This is a genomic window from Hymenobacter sp., from assembly GCF_031398885.1.
Lineage (GTDB): Bacteria > Bacteroidota > Bacteroidia > Cytophagales > Hymenobacteraceae > Hymenobacter.
Genome location: NZ_JANNOD010000085.1, coordinates 32948 through 49910 on the forward strand (window position 1 = coordinate 32948; position 16963 = coordinate 49910).

Below are 16963 nucleotides of genomic sequence, written 5' to 3' on the forward strand. Positions count from 1 at the left end.
AAAATCGAAAGTCAGTGGGAAGGGTACATGGGCTTAAAACGTGGCCCGCACCGCCATATCGACGCCGCGGGTGGCGGGCACGCCGCCGTAGTCGAAGCCGCCCGAGCCGCCGCCGCGCACGCCCGAGCCAGCCGCCGCCACCTCGGGGTCCGAGCCGGTGTAGTTGGTAAACAGCAGCAGGTTGCGGCCGGTCACGCTCAGCTCCACGCCCTTTACCACGCCCGAGTTGCCCAGCCACTGCTTGGGCAGGCCATAGCTAAGAGTGGCGTATCGCAGGCGCGCCCAATTCACCTCTTCGACAAACATGCCGCCGGCCGCGCCCAGCAGGTCGCGGTAGTAGACCTGGGTAGCTTCCACGGCGCGGGTGTTGGGCACGTAGGTCACGGCGCCGTTCGCAGGGTCGGTCACGGCCACCACGCCGTCAATCACAATGTTCTTGTAGCGGTCCAAAGTCCGCTCGCTCTGGCCAACGCGGGTAGCGTATTGGGCGTTGCCGTTATACACCTTGCCGCCCTTGCGGAAGTCCCACAAAAAAGTTAGCCCCAGTCCTTTATAAGTGAAGGTGTTGGTTACCTGGGTAGTGAAATCGGGGGCCCGGTCGCCCAGGTAGGTGAATGCGCCGTTGACGGTGGGGTAGCCGTCGGCGCCGATGAGAACCTGCCCGTCGGGCGCGCGGTTGAGGTCGGAGCCGGCGATGCCGCTGATGGGCCGGCCAGGGAAGGCCGCGCCCTGCACGTAGTCCGTCACCGAGGCGTCGGACTGGGCCACGATGGTCAGGCCCACGGGCAGCTCGGCGCGGTTGCGGTTGGTGAAAAAGTTGGCGCCCACGTCCCAGGTCAGGCCGTTGGGCTGGCGCAGGGGCGTACCGCTCAGACTCAACTCCAGGCCCTCATTCACCACCGTACCGCCGTTTAGGTACTGCAGGATGAAGCCCGTGGCCTGGCTCACGCGCGGGGCAATGAGCTGGTCGGTGGTGGTTTGGCGGTACACGGCGCCGTCCAGGCGCAGGCGGTTTTTGAGGAACTGCAGGTCCAGCCCCAGCTCGTAGCTGCGGGTTTGCTCGGGCCGCAGCCGTGGGTTCGAGCCGAAGAACCCATTGCGCAGGCCGCCACCGATGAAGATGTTGTTGGTGAGCGGCGACACCACCCGGTAGGGGCCCGTGTCCTTGCCCACTTGGGCCACCGAGAGGCGTAACTTGCCGTAGCCCAGAACGGGGTTTTCGTCCAGGTTCAGGGTGCGCGAAAACTCCCAACCCAGCGCTGCCGAGCCGTAGCCGAAGCCCTTGCCAAAAATCTTGTTCTCGTCGGGGCGCGGTAAAGTGGAAGACTGGTCGTAGCGGCCCGACAATTCCAAGGTCACCTGTCGGAACAGGTCGAGGTTGACCCGGGCAAAGTTACCGATGATGGACCGCGAGGAAAACCGCTGCAGCACATTGCGGTTCACGGTGGTGTTTTGGCTGACGAAATTGGGGTTGTAGAAAATCAAACCGATGAAGTCGTTGGCGCGGTTTTCGTTTATCTCCAACGTGTTACCGAGCAGCAGTGAGCCGCGCACGTTATTGTTGAACTCATGTGAAAGCGTGGCCACCAGATTGGAATTCACCACTTGGTTAAAGTTCACGGTTTCGGCCAAGCCACCGTCTTGGTTGCCCACCTGCGAGGTGCCCACGGCCCGCACCGAACGGGTGCGCTCCTGGTAGAAGTCGTTGCCTAAGATGTAATTTACATTCAGCCACTTGGCCGGCGTGTAGCCCACCGAAACATTGCTGATGAGGCGGTTGGTACGGTCGGTCTGGGGGTTGCGGTTGATGCTGAAGTACGGGTTATCGGGGTCGTTGCCCGGAGTACCGGCGCCGAGCAGACGGCGGCGGCTGCCGTCGGGGTTTTCAAATACCCGGGCGTCGTCGTTGCGCGGCCAGTTCAGCAGGCTCAGAAAAAAGCCGCTGGGCTGCGCCGAGTTGCCGAACAGGCCCTGGCCCTGAAACGGCCGCTCGCCGCCCGAGTTGACGTAGTTGGCCGAGGCCGAGGCGCTGAGCTTGGGCGAAACCTGGGCTGTGCCCGAGAGCCGCACCGACGTCTTTTCGTACTCGCTGCGGGGCACAATGCCGCTTTGGTTCAGGTTGGAAGCCGACAAAAAGAACGTGGCTTTTTCCGAGCCGCCCGAAACGGTGAGGTAATTCTGAAAGGTTTTGCCGGTCTGGAAAACGTTGCCCAGGTTATCGTACACCGTTTCGTCGGCGCCAAAGCGCGGCCCCCAGGCCGTACGCACCCCGGGGTCGAACACGCCGTTGGTGCCCTGCTTGTAGTCGCCCTGCAGGGTGGGCAGGCGGTTCACCTCGTCCACCGAGTACTGGGTGCGGTAGGTGACGGCCGTGCGGCCGGCCCCACCCTTTTTGGTGGTGATGATGACGGCCCCGTTGCCGGCCCGCAGGCCGTAGAGGGCCGAAGCCGCCGGGCCTTTCAGCACCGTGATGCTGGCCACGTCCTCGGGGTTGATGTCGGAGGCGCGGTTGGCTGTACCCACCGAGCGGCCTAGCAAACCGTTGAAGCCCGAGCCGCCGCCCGGCACCGTCGACTCGGCAAACGAGGAGTTGTCCATAATCACGCCGTCGATGACGAACAGCGGCTGATTGTCGCTGTCGAGCGAGTTGCCGCCCCGGATGACGATGCTCGCGCCCTCGCCCGGGGCCCCGCCTGAGCTGGTGATGCTCACGCCGGCCACTTTGCCCTGCAAGGCGTTGACGATGTTGGGCTGGCGGGTGTCGATGATTTCGGCTCCGCTCACCTGCTGAGCGGCATAGTTCACTTCGCGCCGCTCCTGCTTGATGCCAAACGAGGTAACGATGACCTCGTCGAGGGCGGCGGTGCTCTCCTTCAGCGCCACGTCCACGGCGCCGTCGGCGCCCACCGTGCGCTCTTCGGAGGTGTAGCCGATGAAGCTGAAGACCAGCACCGCACCCGGCGCGGCCTGCAGGGCGTAGCGGCCGTCGGCGCCGGTGGTGCTGCCGGCGGTGGTGCCTTTGACGAGCACCGTCACGCCGGGCAGGGGAGTTTGATCAGCGCCCGAGGTCACGACGCCCGCCACGGCGCGGGCCGTCTGGGCCCGGCCGGGGAGCGCCAGCAGCACCCCGAGCAGAAGCAGGAGGAGCCAGTAGTTTTTTTTCATGGGGTGCGGTGTTAGGTGGGAAAACGAACGGATTAAATTCAGGATTAGGCCAACCGTAGACCGCGGCCCACGGGCTGCGAGCCAGCAACCGGGCGGGTAGTGATTCTGTAAAACTGCCTCGCAAGTCTTTGCTGGCATTGGCGAAGCGGTGCGTGCACCAGCGATGCGCAGAGCCGACCGGTCACTTGTGCGCAACACAGGGGCAACACGTAGCCAAAAGTGCGTAAAAAAAACGGGTTGACCGTTTCCACAAACATTCAAAAAAACCAGTTTTTATTTATTTATTTCGAGATTTCCCCTCACAAGCATCTCCGGCTGAAGTTTATCCTCGGTCCCATCGGCTTGCTTTTGCCACCTCGCGAAGTCCTCGTGATTTAAAACGTCGGTGAAAATTTCCTTACTATTGACAAACGCCAAAATTTGCTCGATTCTTCCCACCTAACCTTTCTCTGTATGCCGAACAAGTACCTGCTTAGCCGCCTGGCCTCGTTGTGGGCCGGGCTGCTTATTTGCCTGCTGCTGGCCACGCCGGGCTGGGCGCAGCCCACCGACGCCGCCGCCCGTCGGTTTGTCCTGCAGGGCCGCGTGCGCGACGCCAGCGGGCAGGCCCTGCCTGGCGCCACCGTGCTGCTCAACGGCACCGCCGTGGGCGCGTCGACCGACGCCGACGGGACCTACGCGCTGACCGCCACCCTGGCGCCCGGCACCTACACGCTCACGTTTTCGCTCATTGGTTACAAAGCCGAGTCGCGGCCCGTGACCCTGGGCGCCACCGAAACCGTGACCACCGACGTGAACCTGACCGAGGCCCTCGAAAAGCTCGACGAGGTGGTGGTGGTGGGCTCCACCATCAGCGCGCCCAAGCGGGAGCTGGGCAACGCCATCAGCACCATCCGGGCCGAGGACCTGGCGCAGAGCGGCTCGGGCGGGGTGCTGAACTCCTTGCAGGGCAAGGTGGCCGGCGCCCAGATAACCCAGAACTCGGGCGACCCGGCCGGCTCGCTGTCGGTGCGCCTGCGCGGGGTGCACTCGCTGGCCGGCCCGTCGGACCCGCTCTACGTCATCGACGGGGTGATTGTGAGCAACGCCAGCACCAACGTGTCGCAGCTGGCGGTGGCCAACGACATCGGCGTGGCCAACGCCGGCCAGAACCGCTTGGCCGACCTCAACCAGAACGACATCGAGAGCATCAACATCATCAACGGGGCCGCTGCCGCCGCCCAGTACGGCTCGCGGGCCGCCAACGGCGTGGTGCTCATCACCACCAAGCGCGGGCAAAACGGGGCGCCGCGGGTGTCGGTGTCCACCAGTTTTAACATGAACGAGCTGCGCAAGTCGGTGCCAGTGAACACCACCGGCAAGCAGTTCGGGGCGGACGGATTTATTGCGCGCAATGCAAATGGTACGTTGTCTCCCAGCATCTTTCGATTGTATACTATCAGTTCGGCGGGCACTCCTGGCTCGTCTGGCACTATTGCCAGCAATCCAGCCAACACCTTCTTAACCACCACGGGCATCACCCGCGCCGGCGCCACCACGCAGCTGGCCACCAACCTGGTGGACGTGACGCGCTACAACTATTTCGACGAGATTTTCCGGCGGGGCTACGGCACCGACAACGCCGTGTCCATCGCGGGCGGCTCGGAGCGGACGCAGTACTACGTGTCGGCCAACTACCTCAAAAACCAGGGCATCATCAAGGGCACCGACTTCACGCGCTACAACCTGCGGGCGCGGGTGGACCAGCGCCTGGCCGACTGGGCCAAGGTGTCGGCCGGGGTGAGCTACATCAACAGCGGCTCGAATGAGAAGGCCAACGGCAACGTGTTCTACTCGCCGATTAACTCGGTCAACATCACCAACAACATCTACGACCTCAACCAGCGCGACGCCCGCGGCAACCTGCTGGCTGTGGAGCCCACCCGCGTGAACCCGCTCTCGACCATCGAGGACATGAAGTTCACGCAGGACGTGAACCGCACCGTGAGCGACGTGCAGGTGAACCTGACCCCGTTCAAAGGCTTTTCGTTCGACTACGTGCTGGGCGTGGACGCCCTCTCGCAAGTGGGCCAGAGCTACATCCGGCCCTACCCTTACCAGACCGTGGCCGGCCTGCCCGCCGCCCGCTACCCGCTGGGCTACGCGGCCAACGCCAGCAACGCCGCCCTCCAGCTCAACTCCGACGTGAACGTGGGCTACGAGTACCGGCCGGCCGAGGACTTCAAGGTGAACCTGCTGGCCGGCTACAGCTACCAGTTCAGCCAGCAGGACTTCACCGCCACCCAGGGCCAGAACCTGGCCCCGTTCATCACCACCGTCTCGGGGGCCTCGAACACGACCGTGACCTCGGCCGCCAACCTCGACCGCTACAACCTGAGCGGCTACTACGGGCAGGTGACCTTCGGCTACCGCAACCTGGCCTTCCTCACCGGGGCCGTGCGGCGCGACCGCTCGTCGAAGTTCTCGGACGCGGAAACCAACCAGGTGTACCCCAAGGTGAGCGGCTCGCTGGTGGTGTCGGACCTGAGCTTCTGGCAGAACGGCCGCCTGGCCACCGCCTTCAACAGCCTCAAGCTGCGGGCCAGCTACGGCGAGGCCGGCAACCTGACCGGCATCGGCTCCTACGACCGGTTCTACCAGTTCAGTCCGGTGGGCCTGCTGGGCAAGAACACCCTCACGCCCAACACCCAGTTGGCCAACCCCGCCGTGAAGCCCGAGCGCATGGCCGAGCTGGAAGCCGGCGCCGACCTGGCCTTTCTGCGCGACCGCCTGACGCTGGGCGTGAGCGTGTACCGTCAGAAAATCACCGACCTGGTGGTGCGCCGCAACCTGGCCCCCAGCACCGGCGGCTCCAGCATCGTGAACAACGTGGGCTCGATGGAAAACCGGGGCCTGGAAGCCTCGCTGACCGTGGTGCCAGTGAAAACCGCCGACCTGAGCTGGGACCTGTCGTTCATCTTCAGCCGCAACCGCAACAAGGTGCTGGACCTGCCCGGCACCAACGGCCTGAACCAGGCCATTTCCATCGACAACGTGGCCGGGGCGCCGGTGTACCTGCTGGCCGGGCAGGCCGCCGGGGTGTTCTACGGCTCGGCCTACGCCCGCAACCCCGACGGCTCGCTGCTGCTCACGCCCCAGGGCTTCCCGCAGGACGAGCGCGCCGTGGGCCAGGCCGTGGGCTCGGTGGACTACGTGCCCGCCCGCAACGACGCCGACGGCCAGCCCGGCTACGGCGCCGGCTCGGCCGTGGCCAACGTGGTCATCGGCGACCCCAACCCGAAATGGACCGGCTCCGCCAGCACCAACGTGGCCTACAAGAAGCTGGCGCTGCACGTGCTCTTCGACGCCGTGCGCGGGGTGAGCGTGTTCAACGCCGACAAGCGCACCCGCCAGGGCGTGGGCCTGGGCGACCTGGCCGGGCAGGAGCTGCGCGGCGAGCTGCCCCGCGGCTACATCTTCGCCATCTACAACACCCAGGAATTTCGCATCGACGACGGCGCCTACGTGAAGCTGCGCGAGCTGGCCCTGAGCTACACCCTGCCCACGTTCAGCAAAGCCGTCAGCGCGCTGACCCTGAGCCTGGTGGGCCGCAACCTGTACTCGTGGGACAACTACAACGGCTTCGACCCCGAAACCAGCGCCGGCGGCTCGTCGGACCTGCTGCGCGCCATCGACTTCGGCAACGTGCCCATCCCGCGCACCTACCAGGTAAAGCTGGCAGCCACGTTCTAGCCGTTGTTTCGAGTAGCTAATTAAAGAACGTCGTGCTGCGCTTGCCGCAGCATGACGACTTCCCCCATTTCAAACGCTGACTTCGTCATGAAAAAGATGTTTTCTCTCGCCGCCCTGCTGTCCGTGCTGACGCTGGGCGCCTGCAACAAGGAATACCTGAACCCCAGCACGGCCAGCCAGCAGCAGGTGGACACCTCCCCGGACGCGCTGATTCCGCTCGCCAATGGCCTGCAGGCGCGCTTCACCACCGGCGGCTTCGTGAGCGTGCTCTACAACACGGTGGCGGCGGGCGGGCTGAGCACCGGCGAGCTGCGCGTCCTGAACGTGGGCAACGTGGAGGAATTCAACGTGAGCCTGGGGGCCAATAGCCTGAACAACGCCAACGGCATCGTGCGCAACCTCTGGACGCAGGCCCAACTGGTGCGGGCCAACGCCGACCTGGTGCTGCAAAACGCGGGCAACGCCCCGGACGCCGGCACCCGCAGCGGCATCGTGGCCTACGCCAGCATCTTTCGGGCCCTGGCCCTGGGCACCCTGGCCCAGTATTTCGAGCAAATTCCGGTGGTGACGCAGGCCAACGCGCCTTTCGTGGACCGGGTGGCGGTGCTGCGCGACGCCGTGGCCCAGCTTGAAACCGCCGCCGCCCAACTGGCGGCCACGCCCGCCTCGGCCGATTTCAACGCCCGCATCGTGCCGGGCCTCGACCTGGCCAACACCCTGCAGGCCCTCATTGCCCGCTACAGCCTCATGGCCGGCGACTACGACAAGGCCCTGGCCGCGGCGGGCCGCGTGGACCTGACCCGACGGTCGGTGTTCAACTTCGACGACAACACCCGCAACCCGCTGTTTGAAACGTCCTTCGGCAACCGCAACGTGTTCGAGCCCACCACCGCTGCCCTGGGCCTGACCGGCGCCCTGGCCCCGGAGGCCGGCGACCGGCGCATTCCCTTCTACATCCGCACCGGCCCGCCGCCCGCCCCGCCGGCTGCCCAGCCCAACCTGGGCTCGGGCTTTTACACGGCCAACAATGCGGCCATTCCGGTGTACGTGCCGGGCGAAATGCTGCTGATTCGGGCCGAGGCCTACGCCCGCAAAAACGACCTGCCCAGCGCCGTGACGGAGCTGAACCGGGTGCGGACGAAGTCGACATTGCCGGTGGCGCCACAGCTCGGGGACATCTACGGCATTGCCGCCAGCCTCCCTCCTTATGCAGGACCGCAGACGGCCGATGCCATCCTGCTCGATATCCTGCGCAACCGCTACGTCGAGCTGGCCTACCAGGGCTTTCGGCTGGAGGATAGCCGCCGCTTCGGCCGGCCGGGACCGGGCATGACCGGCGCCGAGCGCAACCGCAATTTTTACCCCTACCCGCGGGTCGAGCGCGAAAATAACCCGGCCACCCCGGCCGACCCGGCCAACTAGCCCAGCGGGGGCAGCGTTGCTACGGAAGGCGGCGCTGCCCCTTTTTTAGTTAGGCGTAGAGACGCATATTTGCGTCTTGTCATTGAACGACAATCAACAGCACGGCGCGGACGACGGGACGCAAACATGCGTCTCTGCCCCGCGTGAGCTACTCCAAGGCACTGCTTGTTTTGGGTTCCATCCCTTGATTTCCCCACCCGATGAACGCCCCCAAAACTTCCGTCCCGCCCCTGTCCACCACCGTGTACCCTGACTCGGAAACGGCCTCCGCCGCCGTGGCTCAGCAAATAGCCGACCTCATCCGGGCCAAGGCGGCCGAGGGCCGGCCCTGCGTGCTGGGCCTGGCCACGGGCTCCTCGCCCACCCGCGTGTACGAGGAGCTGGTGCGCCTGCACCGCGAGGAAGGGCTGAGCTTTCAGAACGTGGTCAGCTTCAACCTCGACGAGTATTTCCCGATGGCGCCCGGCTCGCTGCAGAGCTACGTGCGCTTCATGCGCGAGTACCTGTTCGACCACGTCGACATCCGGCCCGAGAACGTGCACATCCCCGACGGCACCGTGGCCGCGGCCGACGTAGCCGACTACTGCCGCCGCTACGAAGCGCAGATTCAGGCGGCCGGCGGCATCGACTTGCAGCTGCTCGGCATTGGGCGCACCGGCCACATCGGCTTCAACGAGCCCGGCTCTGGGCCGGCCTCGCGCACCCGCCTCATCACCCTCGACCACGTGACGCGCACCGACGCGGCCTCCGATTTTTACGGCGAGGAAAACGTGCCGCGCCGAGCCCTGACCATGGGCGTGGGCACCATCCTCGAAGCCCGGCACATCGTGCTGCTGGCCTGGGGCGAAGGCAAGGCCGCCGTGGTGAAGCGCATGGTGGAGGGCGAGGTGACCGACACCGTGCCGGCCACCTACCTGCAGCGCCACGCCTCGGTGCAGGTGGTGCTGGACGAGGCCGCTGGCGCCGAGCTCACGCCCCGCAAAACGCCCTGGCTGGCGGGCCGGCCCTGCAACTGGCACGACCCGGCCCTGGTGCGCAAGGCCGTGACATGGCTGGCCCGCACCGTGGGCCAGCCCATCCTCAAGCTCACCGAGGAAGAATACAACGAGAACGGCCTCTCGGAGCTGCTGGCGCAGTCGGGCCCGGCCTACGACATCAACATCCGGGTGTTCAACGAGCTGCAGCACACCATCACGGGCTGGCCCGGCGGCAAGCCTCACGCCGACGACGCCCACCGCCCCGAGCGCGCCGCGCCCTTCCCCAAGCGGGTGCTCATCTTCTCGCCGCACCCCGACGACGACGTGATATCGATGGGCGGCACGCTGTTGCGGCTCGTCGACCAGGGCCACGAGGTGCACGTGGCCTACCAGACCTCGGGCAACATCGCGGTGTTCGACGACGAGGCCCTGCGCTTCGCCGATTTTGCGGCCGAGTACGACCAGCTGTTTCAGCAGAACGACCCGGCCGGGGAGCAGTTCTACCAGCGCGTGGCCGACTTCCTGCGCGGCAAGTCGCCGGGCCAGGTCGACTCGCCCGAGGTGCAGCAGCTCAAGGGCGTCATCCGCCGGGGCGAGGCCCGGGCCGCCCTGCGCTACGCCGGCCTCGACCCCGCCACCCGCGCCCACTTCCAGGACCTGCCCTTCTACGAAACCGGCCGGGTGCGCAAAAAGCCGCTCGGCGACGAGGACCTGCGCCTCACCATGGAGCTGCTCAACCGCATCCAGCCCCAGCAGATTTACGCCGCCGGCGACCTGAGCGACCCGCACGGCACCCACCGCATGTGCCTGGCCGCCATCTTCCAGGCCATCCGGCAGCTCAAGGCCTCCGGCACGGCGTGGCTCGACGACTGCTGGGTGTGGCTCTACCGCGGCGCCTGGCAGGAGTGGGACGTGGACCAGATTGAGATGGCCGTGCCGCTTTCGCCCCAGGAGCTCACGCGCAAGCGCCGCGCCATCTTCAAGCACCAGAGCCAGAAGGACCGGCCCCTGTTCCCGGGCGCCGACCAGCGCGAGTTCTGGCAGCGCAGTGAGGCCCGCAACCGCACCACCGCCAAGCTCTACGACCAGCTGGGCCTACCCGAGTACGAGGGGATTGAGGCGTTTGTGCGCTGGGAGTTTTGATTTTTGGGCGTTATTCTCGCGGAGTGACCCAACGCAACCCGCGACGTAACCCCACAGATTGCGTTGTTGAACAGCGCCTCACACAAATTTTTCGTTACTTACAAGGCCGCCAAATCAGCAAATAGCGGAACGTCAAGATGAGCAAGACTAAATACTCAGAGCAAAGCACCGAACAGTTGCTCAAAACCCGGAAAGCGTCAATATTTCTCACCGGGATACTCGCGGGTGCAATTGCAGCGCTGTTTCTCCTAAACCTGTACAACAAAAAAAGCGGCTACCTCTTGATTGCCGTGCCCCTTGCGCTATCACCGATAGTAATGTTAAATGTCTTCAATATCCGAGAGATAGATAAGGAGCTGAAGCTTCGGAGTATTGATTAAAATCATGTACCATACCACTGCATCTGGTGGCTTCTTTAAGAATCTGCACGCAATAAAAAGGTGGCCTTTTGCAAGGCCACCTTTTTATTGCGCAACACGGTAGCTATTAACAGGGCCGCCAAATTGCGATGATACTACGCCAGGTCGAAGCGGCCGAGGTTCATCATCTTGGTCCACACGGCCACGAAGTCGGTCACGAACTTTTCCTGGGCATCGGTGCAGCCGTACACTTCGGCCAGGGCCCGCAGCTCGGAATTCGAGCCGAAAATCAGGTCCACGCGGGTGCCAGTCCACCGCACGGCGCCGGTCTTGCGGTCGCGGCCCTGGAAGGTGGCTTGCGTGTCCGACGTGGCCCGCCAGGTGGTGCCCATGTCGAGCAGGTTCACGAAGTAGTCGTTGGTCAGCGCGCCGGGGCGGGCGGTGAACACGCCGTATTGCGACTGATTGTAGTTGATGTTAATGGCCCGCAGGCCGCCGAAGAGCACCGTCAGCTCGGGCGCGGTCAGGGTCAGCAGTTGCGCTTTGTCAATCAGCATTTCCTCGGCCGCGGCCTGGTGGTGGGGCTTGAGGTAGTTGCGGAAGCCGTCGGCCGCCGGCTCCAGGGCCGCGAACGACATCACGTCGGTTTGCGCCTGCGAGGCGTCGGTGCGGCCCGGGGTGAAGGGCACCGTCACCGGCTGCCCGCCGTGCTGCGCCGCCTGCTCCACGCCCACGCCGCCGGCCAGCACCATCAGGTCGGCCATGGAAATCTGCTTGCCGCCGGCCTGGGCGCCGTTAAACTCGCGCTGAATGCCTTCCAGCACCTGCAGCACGGGCGCCAGCTCGGCCGGGTTGTTGACTTCCCAGTGGCGCTGCGGGGCCAGGCGCAGGCGCCCGCCGTTGGTGCCGCCGCGCTTGTCGGAGTCGCGGTAGGTGGAGGCCGACGCCCAGGCCGTAGTCACGAGCTGGGTCACCGACAGGCCGGAGGCCGCAATCTTTTCTTTCAGGGCCGCCACGTCCTGGTCGTCCACCAGGGCGTGGGTCAGGGCCGGAATGGGGTCCTGCCAGAGCAGCTCCTCGGTGGGCACTTCCGGGCCCAGGTACCGCTCCTTGGGGCCCATGTCGCGGTGCGTGAGCTTGAACCAGGCGCGGGCGAAGGCGTCGGCAAACTGGTCGGGGTGCTCGTGGAAGCGGCGCGAAATCACCTCGTAGGCCGGGTCCACGCGCAGGGCAATGTCGGTGGTGAGCATGAAGGGGGCGTGCTTCCGGGCCGGGTCGTGGGCGTCGGGGATGGTGCCGGCGCCGCCGCCGTTCACCGGACGCCACTGGTGGGCGCCGGCGGGGCTCTGGGTCAGCTCCCACTCAAAACCAAAGAGGTGGTCAAAGTAGTCGTTGCTCCACAGGGCGGGCGTGCGGGTCCAGGCGCCTTCCAGGCCGCTGGTGATGGTGTCGGCGCCGTGGCCCTGGCCGAAGCTGTTGCGCCAGCCGGTGCCCATTTCCTCCAGGCTGGCCCCGGCGGGCTCCGAGCCCACGTACTGGCTGGGGTCGGCCGCGCCGTGGGTTTTGCCGAAGGTGTGGCCGCCGGCAATCAGGGCCACGGTCTCCTCGTCGTTCATGGCCATGCGGCCGAAGGTTTCGCGGATGTCGTGGGCCGACGCCGCCGGGTCGGGCTTGCTGTTCGGGCCCTCGGGGTTCACGTAGACGAGGCCCATCTGCACGGCGCCGAGCGGGTTATCGAGCTGGCGGTCGTCGGTGTAGCGCTTGTCGGCCAGCCACTCGGTTTCGGGGCCCCAGTAGATGTCCTGCTCGGGCTCCCACACGTCCTCGCGGCCGCCGGCGAAGCCGAAGGTTTTGAAGTTCATCGACTCCAGGGCGCAGTTGCCGGCGAGCACCATCAGGTCGGCCCAGGAGATTTTCTGGCCATACTTCTGCTTGATGGGCCACAGCAGCAGGCGGGCCTTGTCGAGGTTGGCGTTGTCGGGCCAGCTGTTGAGCGGCGCGAAGCGCTGGGCGCCCGAGCCCGAGCCCCCGCGGCCGTCGCCGATGCGGTAGGTGCCGGCGCTGTGCCAGGCCAGGCGGATGAAGAACGGGCCGTAGTGGCCGTAGTCGGCCGGCCACCAGTCCTGCGAGGTCGTCATCAGCTCGAACAGGTCCTGCTTCACGGCGGCCAGGTCGAGCTTCTTAAACTCTTCGGCGTAGTTGAAGCCTCCTCCCAAGGGGTTGGAAAAGGCCGCGTGCTGGCGCAGAATGTTCAGCTTGAGCTCGTTGGGCCACCACTCGCGGTTGGTGCGGCCACCGCCGGCGCTCTGCTTCAGCGCGCCGCTGCTGAACGGGCACTTGGCGGCGGGCTCGTTCAGGTCGTAGAGAATGGAGTTTTCCGGGGTACTTTGGGTCTCGTGCATGTGGAGAATAGATTTTTATTTTGACTCTTAAAATGCAAATTTCGCCAAAAAGTTTGCGCTGATGATTGGAGGGCTGTTCCGTAGCTCGTTCGATGGTCGAGGTAAGCCGGCCGGTGCCTCATCAGCGCTTTGTTGGGCATTGCCGGCGAAACCGCGAAGGTACTTTCGACAACCGAATGCCGGAAGACTTTTCGAGTTTTTGCCCACTTGGCGCCGTTCACCGGTCCGGGTGCGCGGCGCGGCCCCGGGCACCCCACGAGACCCTTGCGGGGCGGGCTCCGCTTCCGCGGAGGGGGGAGCCCGCCGACCAGCATCGCAACCGGCGAGCTGTTGTAGTTATTCATACATACCACCAACACCCACTGCCAAACGTCGCGCGGCGGGCCGCGGATTCGCCCGCTTCGTGGGCCCGGCTTCCGCGGAGCAAGTACCTGGTGGTCCGCGACCCGGCCGGCACCCAAGTAGCCAAGCCCTCCTTGTTCACGCAACCCCCCGCCATGCAAACCATCCCCCGGGCTGCTTCGGAAACCACCGGCGCGCCCTTCCTTGCCGAAGCCTCGCCGCCCGGCCGGCTCGTGAGCCTCGACGTGTTCCGTGGCCTGACCGTGGCGGCCATGATACTGGTGAACAACCCCGGCGACTGGGGCCACATCTACCCGCCGCTGGAGCACGCCGCCTGGCACGGCTGCACGCCCACCGACCTGATTTTTCCGTTCTTTTTGTTCATCGTGGGCGTGAGCCTGGTGTACGCCCTGGACGGGGTTAAGCAGCGCGGCGGCCCCCAGGGCGCGGTGCTCTGGCGGGTGCTGCGCCGGGCCGCGGTGCTGTTCGGCCTGGGCCTGCTGCTGTCGCTGTACCCGAAATTCGACTTTTCGGCAGTCCGCGTGATGGGCGTGCTGCAACGCATTGCGCTGGTATTTCTGGGGTGCAGCTTTCTTTTTCTGAAGACGGGCTGGCGCACTCAGGTGGGGCTGCTGGCCGGGCTGCTGGTGGGCTACGCGGTGCTGCTGCAGGCGGTGCCCGTGCCCGGCTTCGGCCCGGCCAACCTGGCGCCCGCCACCAACCTCGGCGCCTGGCTCGACCGTCTGGTGTTCGGCGAGGCCCACCTCTGGAAGCAGAGCAAAACCTGGGACCCCGAAGGCTTGCTCGGCACGCTGCCCGCGCTGGGCACCGGCCTGCTGGGTGGCCTCACCGCGCAGTGGCTGCGGCGCCCCAGCCCCGAGCCCGCCGCCAAAGTGGCCTGGCTGTTCGTGGCGGCGGGCGCGGTTGCCGTGCTGGGCCTCGTCTGGTCGGGGTGGTTCCCCATCAACAAGGCTTTGTGGACCAGCTCCTACGTACTCTACACCGGCGGGCTGGCCATGGCCGGGCTAGCCGCGCTGTACTGGGTGTCCGACGTGCAGGGCCACCGCGCCTGGACCGGCCCGGCCCTAGCCTACGGCGTCAACGCCATCCTGGTATTCTGCCTCTCGGCGCTGCTCTCGCGCACCTTTGGCTTGTTCAAGCTGCCAGGGCCGGCCGGCAAGCCCGTGGGGCTGAAAGAATGGCTCTACGAATGGGGCATCGCGCCCTACTTCGCCGACCCGCGCACGGCCTCCCTGGTCGGGGCCGTGGTGTTGGTGCTGATTTGGCTGGGAATTCTGACCTGGATGCGCAACAAGGGCATTGTGCTGAAAGTGTGATAAGTAGAGACGCATACTTGCGTCTCTTTTTGGAACGAACCCGGGGGCTGGTTCTGCCGCGAGTCGTTCAACGACGAGCCGCAAGACGTTGCTTCTCTACCTCTTCTCGCACAACCCCTCGCGTGTCAGTCTGACAACCGATTGATTGACTACTCCGGCTGAGAGGTTGGGCAACACCGAACTTCGCGGCGCGGCGCGTGTCGTTCTTTGCCACTCGGTCAGCATTCTACACTTTATGAAAATCCTCATCATCGGCGGCGGCAACATGGGCCTGACCTACGCCCGCAGCTTCGTGCGCGCCCACATCACCTCGCGGCTCGACCTGCGGCTGCTGGCCCGCTCCCCCGCGCGGGTGCCGGCCCTGGCGGCGCACGAACTCGGCACGGTGTGGGGCCACCCGGCCGAGTGCGTGCCCGGCGCCGACCTGCTCATCCTGGCCGTGAAGCCCCAGGATTCGCCGGCTTTGTTCGGACAGCTGCGCGGACTGGTGCAGCCGACGCAGGTGGTGCTCAGCATCATGGCCGGGGTGCGCATCGCCACCTTGCACGAAGCGTTGGGCACGCCCAAAGTCATCCGGGCCATGCCCAACCTGCCCGCCCAAATCGGCATGGGCATGACGGCCTTCACCAGCACCGACGCCGTGACCCGCGCCGAGCTGGTGCAGGTGCAAAACCTGCTCAGTACCACCGGCAAAACCGTATACGTGGAGGAAGAAACGGCCATCGACGCCGCCACGGCCATCTCCGGCAGCGGCCCGGCCTACGTGTACTACTGCATGGACGCCCTGATGGCGGCCGCCGGCCAGATGGGCTTCAGCGGCGCCGAGGCCGAGCTACTGGTGAGCCAGACCTTCCGCGGTGCCGTGGAGCTGTACGCCCAATCGGGCCTGAGCTGCGCGGAATGGATTGCCCGGGTGGCCTCCAAGGGCGGCACCACCGAAGCCGCCATGCGCGCCTTCGGCGCGGGCGCGGTGCGTGAAGGCCTCATGGCCGGCGCGGGCGCCGCACGCGACCGAGCCGAGGAGCTGGGGAAGTGAGGTCCGCCGTTTGCACCCCAGCCCATGAAGGAAGGGGTACTGGTCAGCCGCTACCTGAAAAAGTCACCGCAGCGGTGATTCAGAGGGCGGAAATATCAGCTTCGTCAAGGCCGGTTAGTTCTTGAATCGTAGCCGTATCGAACCCTCGCTCTTTCATCCGGCGGGCCTGTTCTAAAGCACTTTCGCGCTTGCCCTCCGCCTTGCCCTCCGCCTTGCCCTCCGCTTTTCCTTCCGCTTTTCCCTCGGCTTTTCCTTCCGCCCGGCCTTCCGCCCGGCCCTCGCGGAGGGCCGCGGCTAGGAGGGTCCGCTCGGAGCTGATGGAGTCCCAGTAGCGGTCATAGCCGGCCAGCTCGTCGCGGCTAAAGGCCGATTCGCGCAGGTACTCCACCGCTTCTTCCAGCGCCGGCTCGGCCAGCAGCTCGGCCGGAATTAGCTCGGTCTGGTCCTTGATTTCGGTGAGGTAGCGCAGCCAGAGCACCTGCATTCGCTTGCCGAGCAGCGTACCGACCCGAAACTTGGGCAGCTCCACGAAAATCAGCTCCAGGCCTTCGAGCCGCCGCTCGGGCTCGGTGGTGTGCACGAAGCGGTAATGGTGGTAGTATTCGGCTGAGTCCGGCTCGAACACCTGGTCAACCAGGCTCAGCGCGTACACTGGCTGCAGCCCTTCGTACTGTCGGCCCCGCCCCAGTTGGTTCACGTAGGCCTTCGAGGCGTTGAAAAGCACCCGCGACCTGAACGAGTCGGTCCACAACATCTGCATCTCCACGATGAACTGCCGGCCCGTGTTGTCCTGACAGCGCACGTCCACGATGCTGTGTTTGAAGAGGGGCACCACCGGCACCAATTCGGCCGGCAGGTATTCCAGCGACTCGATAACCTGGCCCTCTTCCAGCGGCAGCAAGGCGTTCAGAAAGCTGCGCAGCAGGTGCGGATGCTGGCCAAATACTTTCTTGAATGTCAGGTCGTTCTTGGGGTCGAGGTAGCGCATGGAGCCGGCGGCCGGGCAGCAGTTGAATGCCGGGCCCCCAAAGATACGGCCCGGACCAAG

The 16963-nt window shown here is 65.5% G+C and carries 8 protein-coding genes; 5 read left to right on the top strand and 3 right to left on the bottom strand.

Annotation, left to right across the window (positions count from 1 at the left end; translation table 11 throughout):
- Positions 1-33: 33 nt before the first annotated feature.
- Complete coding sequence (locus tag RMO51_RS16425; RefSeq protein WP_310396436.1) at positions 34-3165, bottom strand: SusC/RagA family TonB-linked outer membrane protein; 3132 nt, start codon at positions 3163-3165, stop codon at positions 34-36.
- 453 nt (positions 3166-3618) lie between these two features.
- Between RMO51_RS16425 and RMO51_RS16430 the strand changes: the two genes are divergently transcribed.
- From RMO51_RS16430 to nagB, 3 genes are all read left to right on the top strand, one after another.
- A complete protein-coding gene (locus RMO51_RS16430; RefSeq protein ID WP_310396438.1) occupies positions 3619-6897 on the top strand; it encodes a SusC/RagA family TonB-linked outer membrane protein in 3279 nt (1092 codons plus the stop codon).
- 87 nt (positions 6898-6984) lie between these two features.
- Positions 6985-8319: a RagB/SusD family nutrient uptake outer membrane protein gene (locus RMO51_RS16435; protein ID WP_310396440.1), complete on the top strand. Its 1335-nt coding sequence runs from the start codon at positions 6985-6987 to the stop codon at positions 8317-8319.
- Positions 8320-8519: 200 nt separating this feature from the next.
- The gene (nagB, locus tag RMO51_RS16440) at positions 8520-10439 is read left to right on the top strand and encodes a glucosamine-6-phosphate deaminase (protein ID WP_310396442.1); all 1920 of its coding nucleotides are present in this window, start codon (positions 8520-8522) and stop codon (positions 10437-10439) included.
- A gap of 514 nt (positions 10440-10953) precedes the next feature.
- Here the strand turns inward: nagB and katG are convergent.
- Positions 10954-13200: a catalase/peroxidase HPI gene (gene katG, locus RMO51_RS16445; protein WP_310396444.1), complete on the bottom strand. Its 2247-nt coding sequence runs from the start codon at positions 13198-13200 to the stop codon at positions 10954-10956.
- Between the two features lie 497 nt (positions 13201-13697).
- On the opposite strand from katG, the gene RMO51_RS16450 reads away from it, so the two are divergent.
- Positions 13698-14879 carry a heparan-alpha-glucosaminide N-acetyltransferase domain-containing protein gene (locus tag RMO51_RS16450; protein ID WP_310396445.1) on the top strand — a complete coding sequence of 394 codons (1182 nt, stop codon included), beginning with the start codon at positions 13698-13700 and terminating at the stop codon, positions 14877-14879.
- A 235-nt stretch (positions 14880-15114) separates the two neighbouring features.
- Positions 15115-15915: a pyrroline-5-carboxylate reductase gene (gene proC, locus RMO51_RS16455; RefSeq protein ID WP_310396447.1), complete on the top strand. Its 801-nt coding sequence runs from the start codon at positions 15115-15117 to the stop codon at positions 15913-15915.
- A gap of 79 nt (positions 15916-15994) precedes the next feature.
- On the opposite strand, the gene RMO51_RS16460 is transcribed toward proC, so the two are convergent.
- Positions 15995-16903, bottom strand: a complete 909-nt coding sequence (locus tag RMO51_RS16460) for an Rpn family recombination-promoting nuclease/putative transposase (RefSeq protein ID WP_310396449.1) — start codon at positions 16901-16903, stop codon at positions 15995-15997.
- Between the last annotated feature and the right edge of the window lie 60 nt (positions 16904-16963).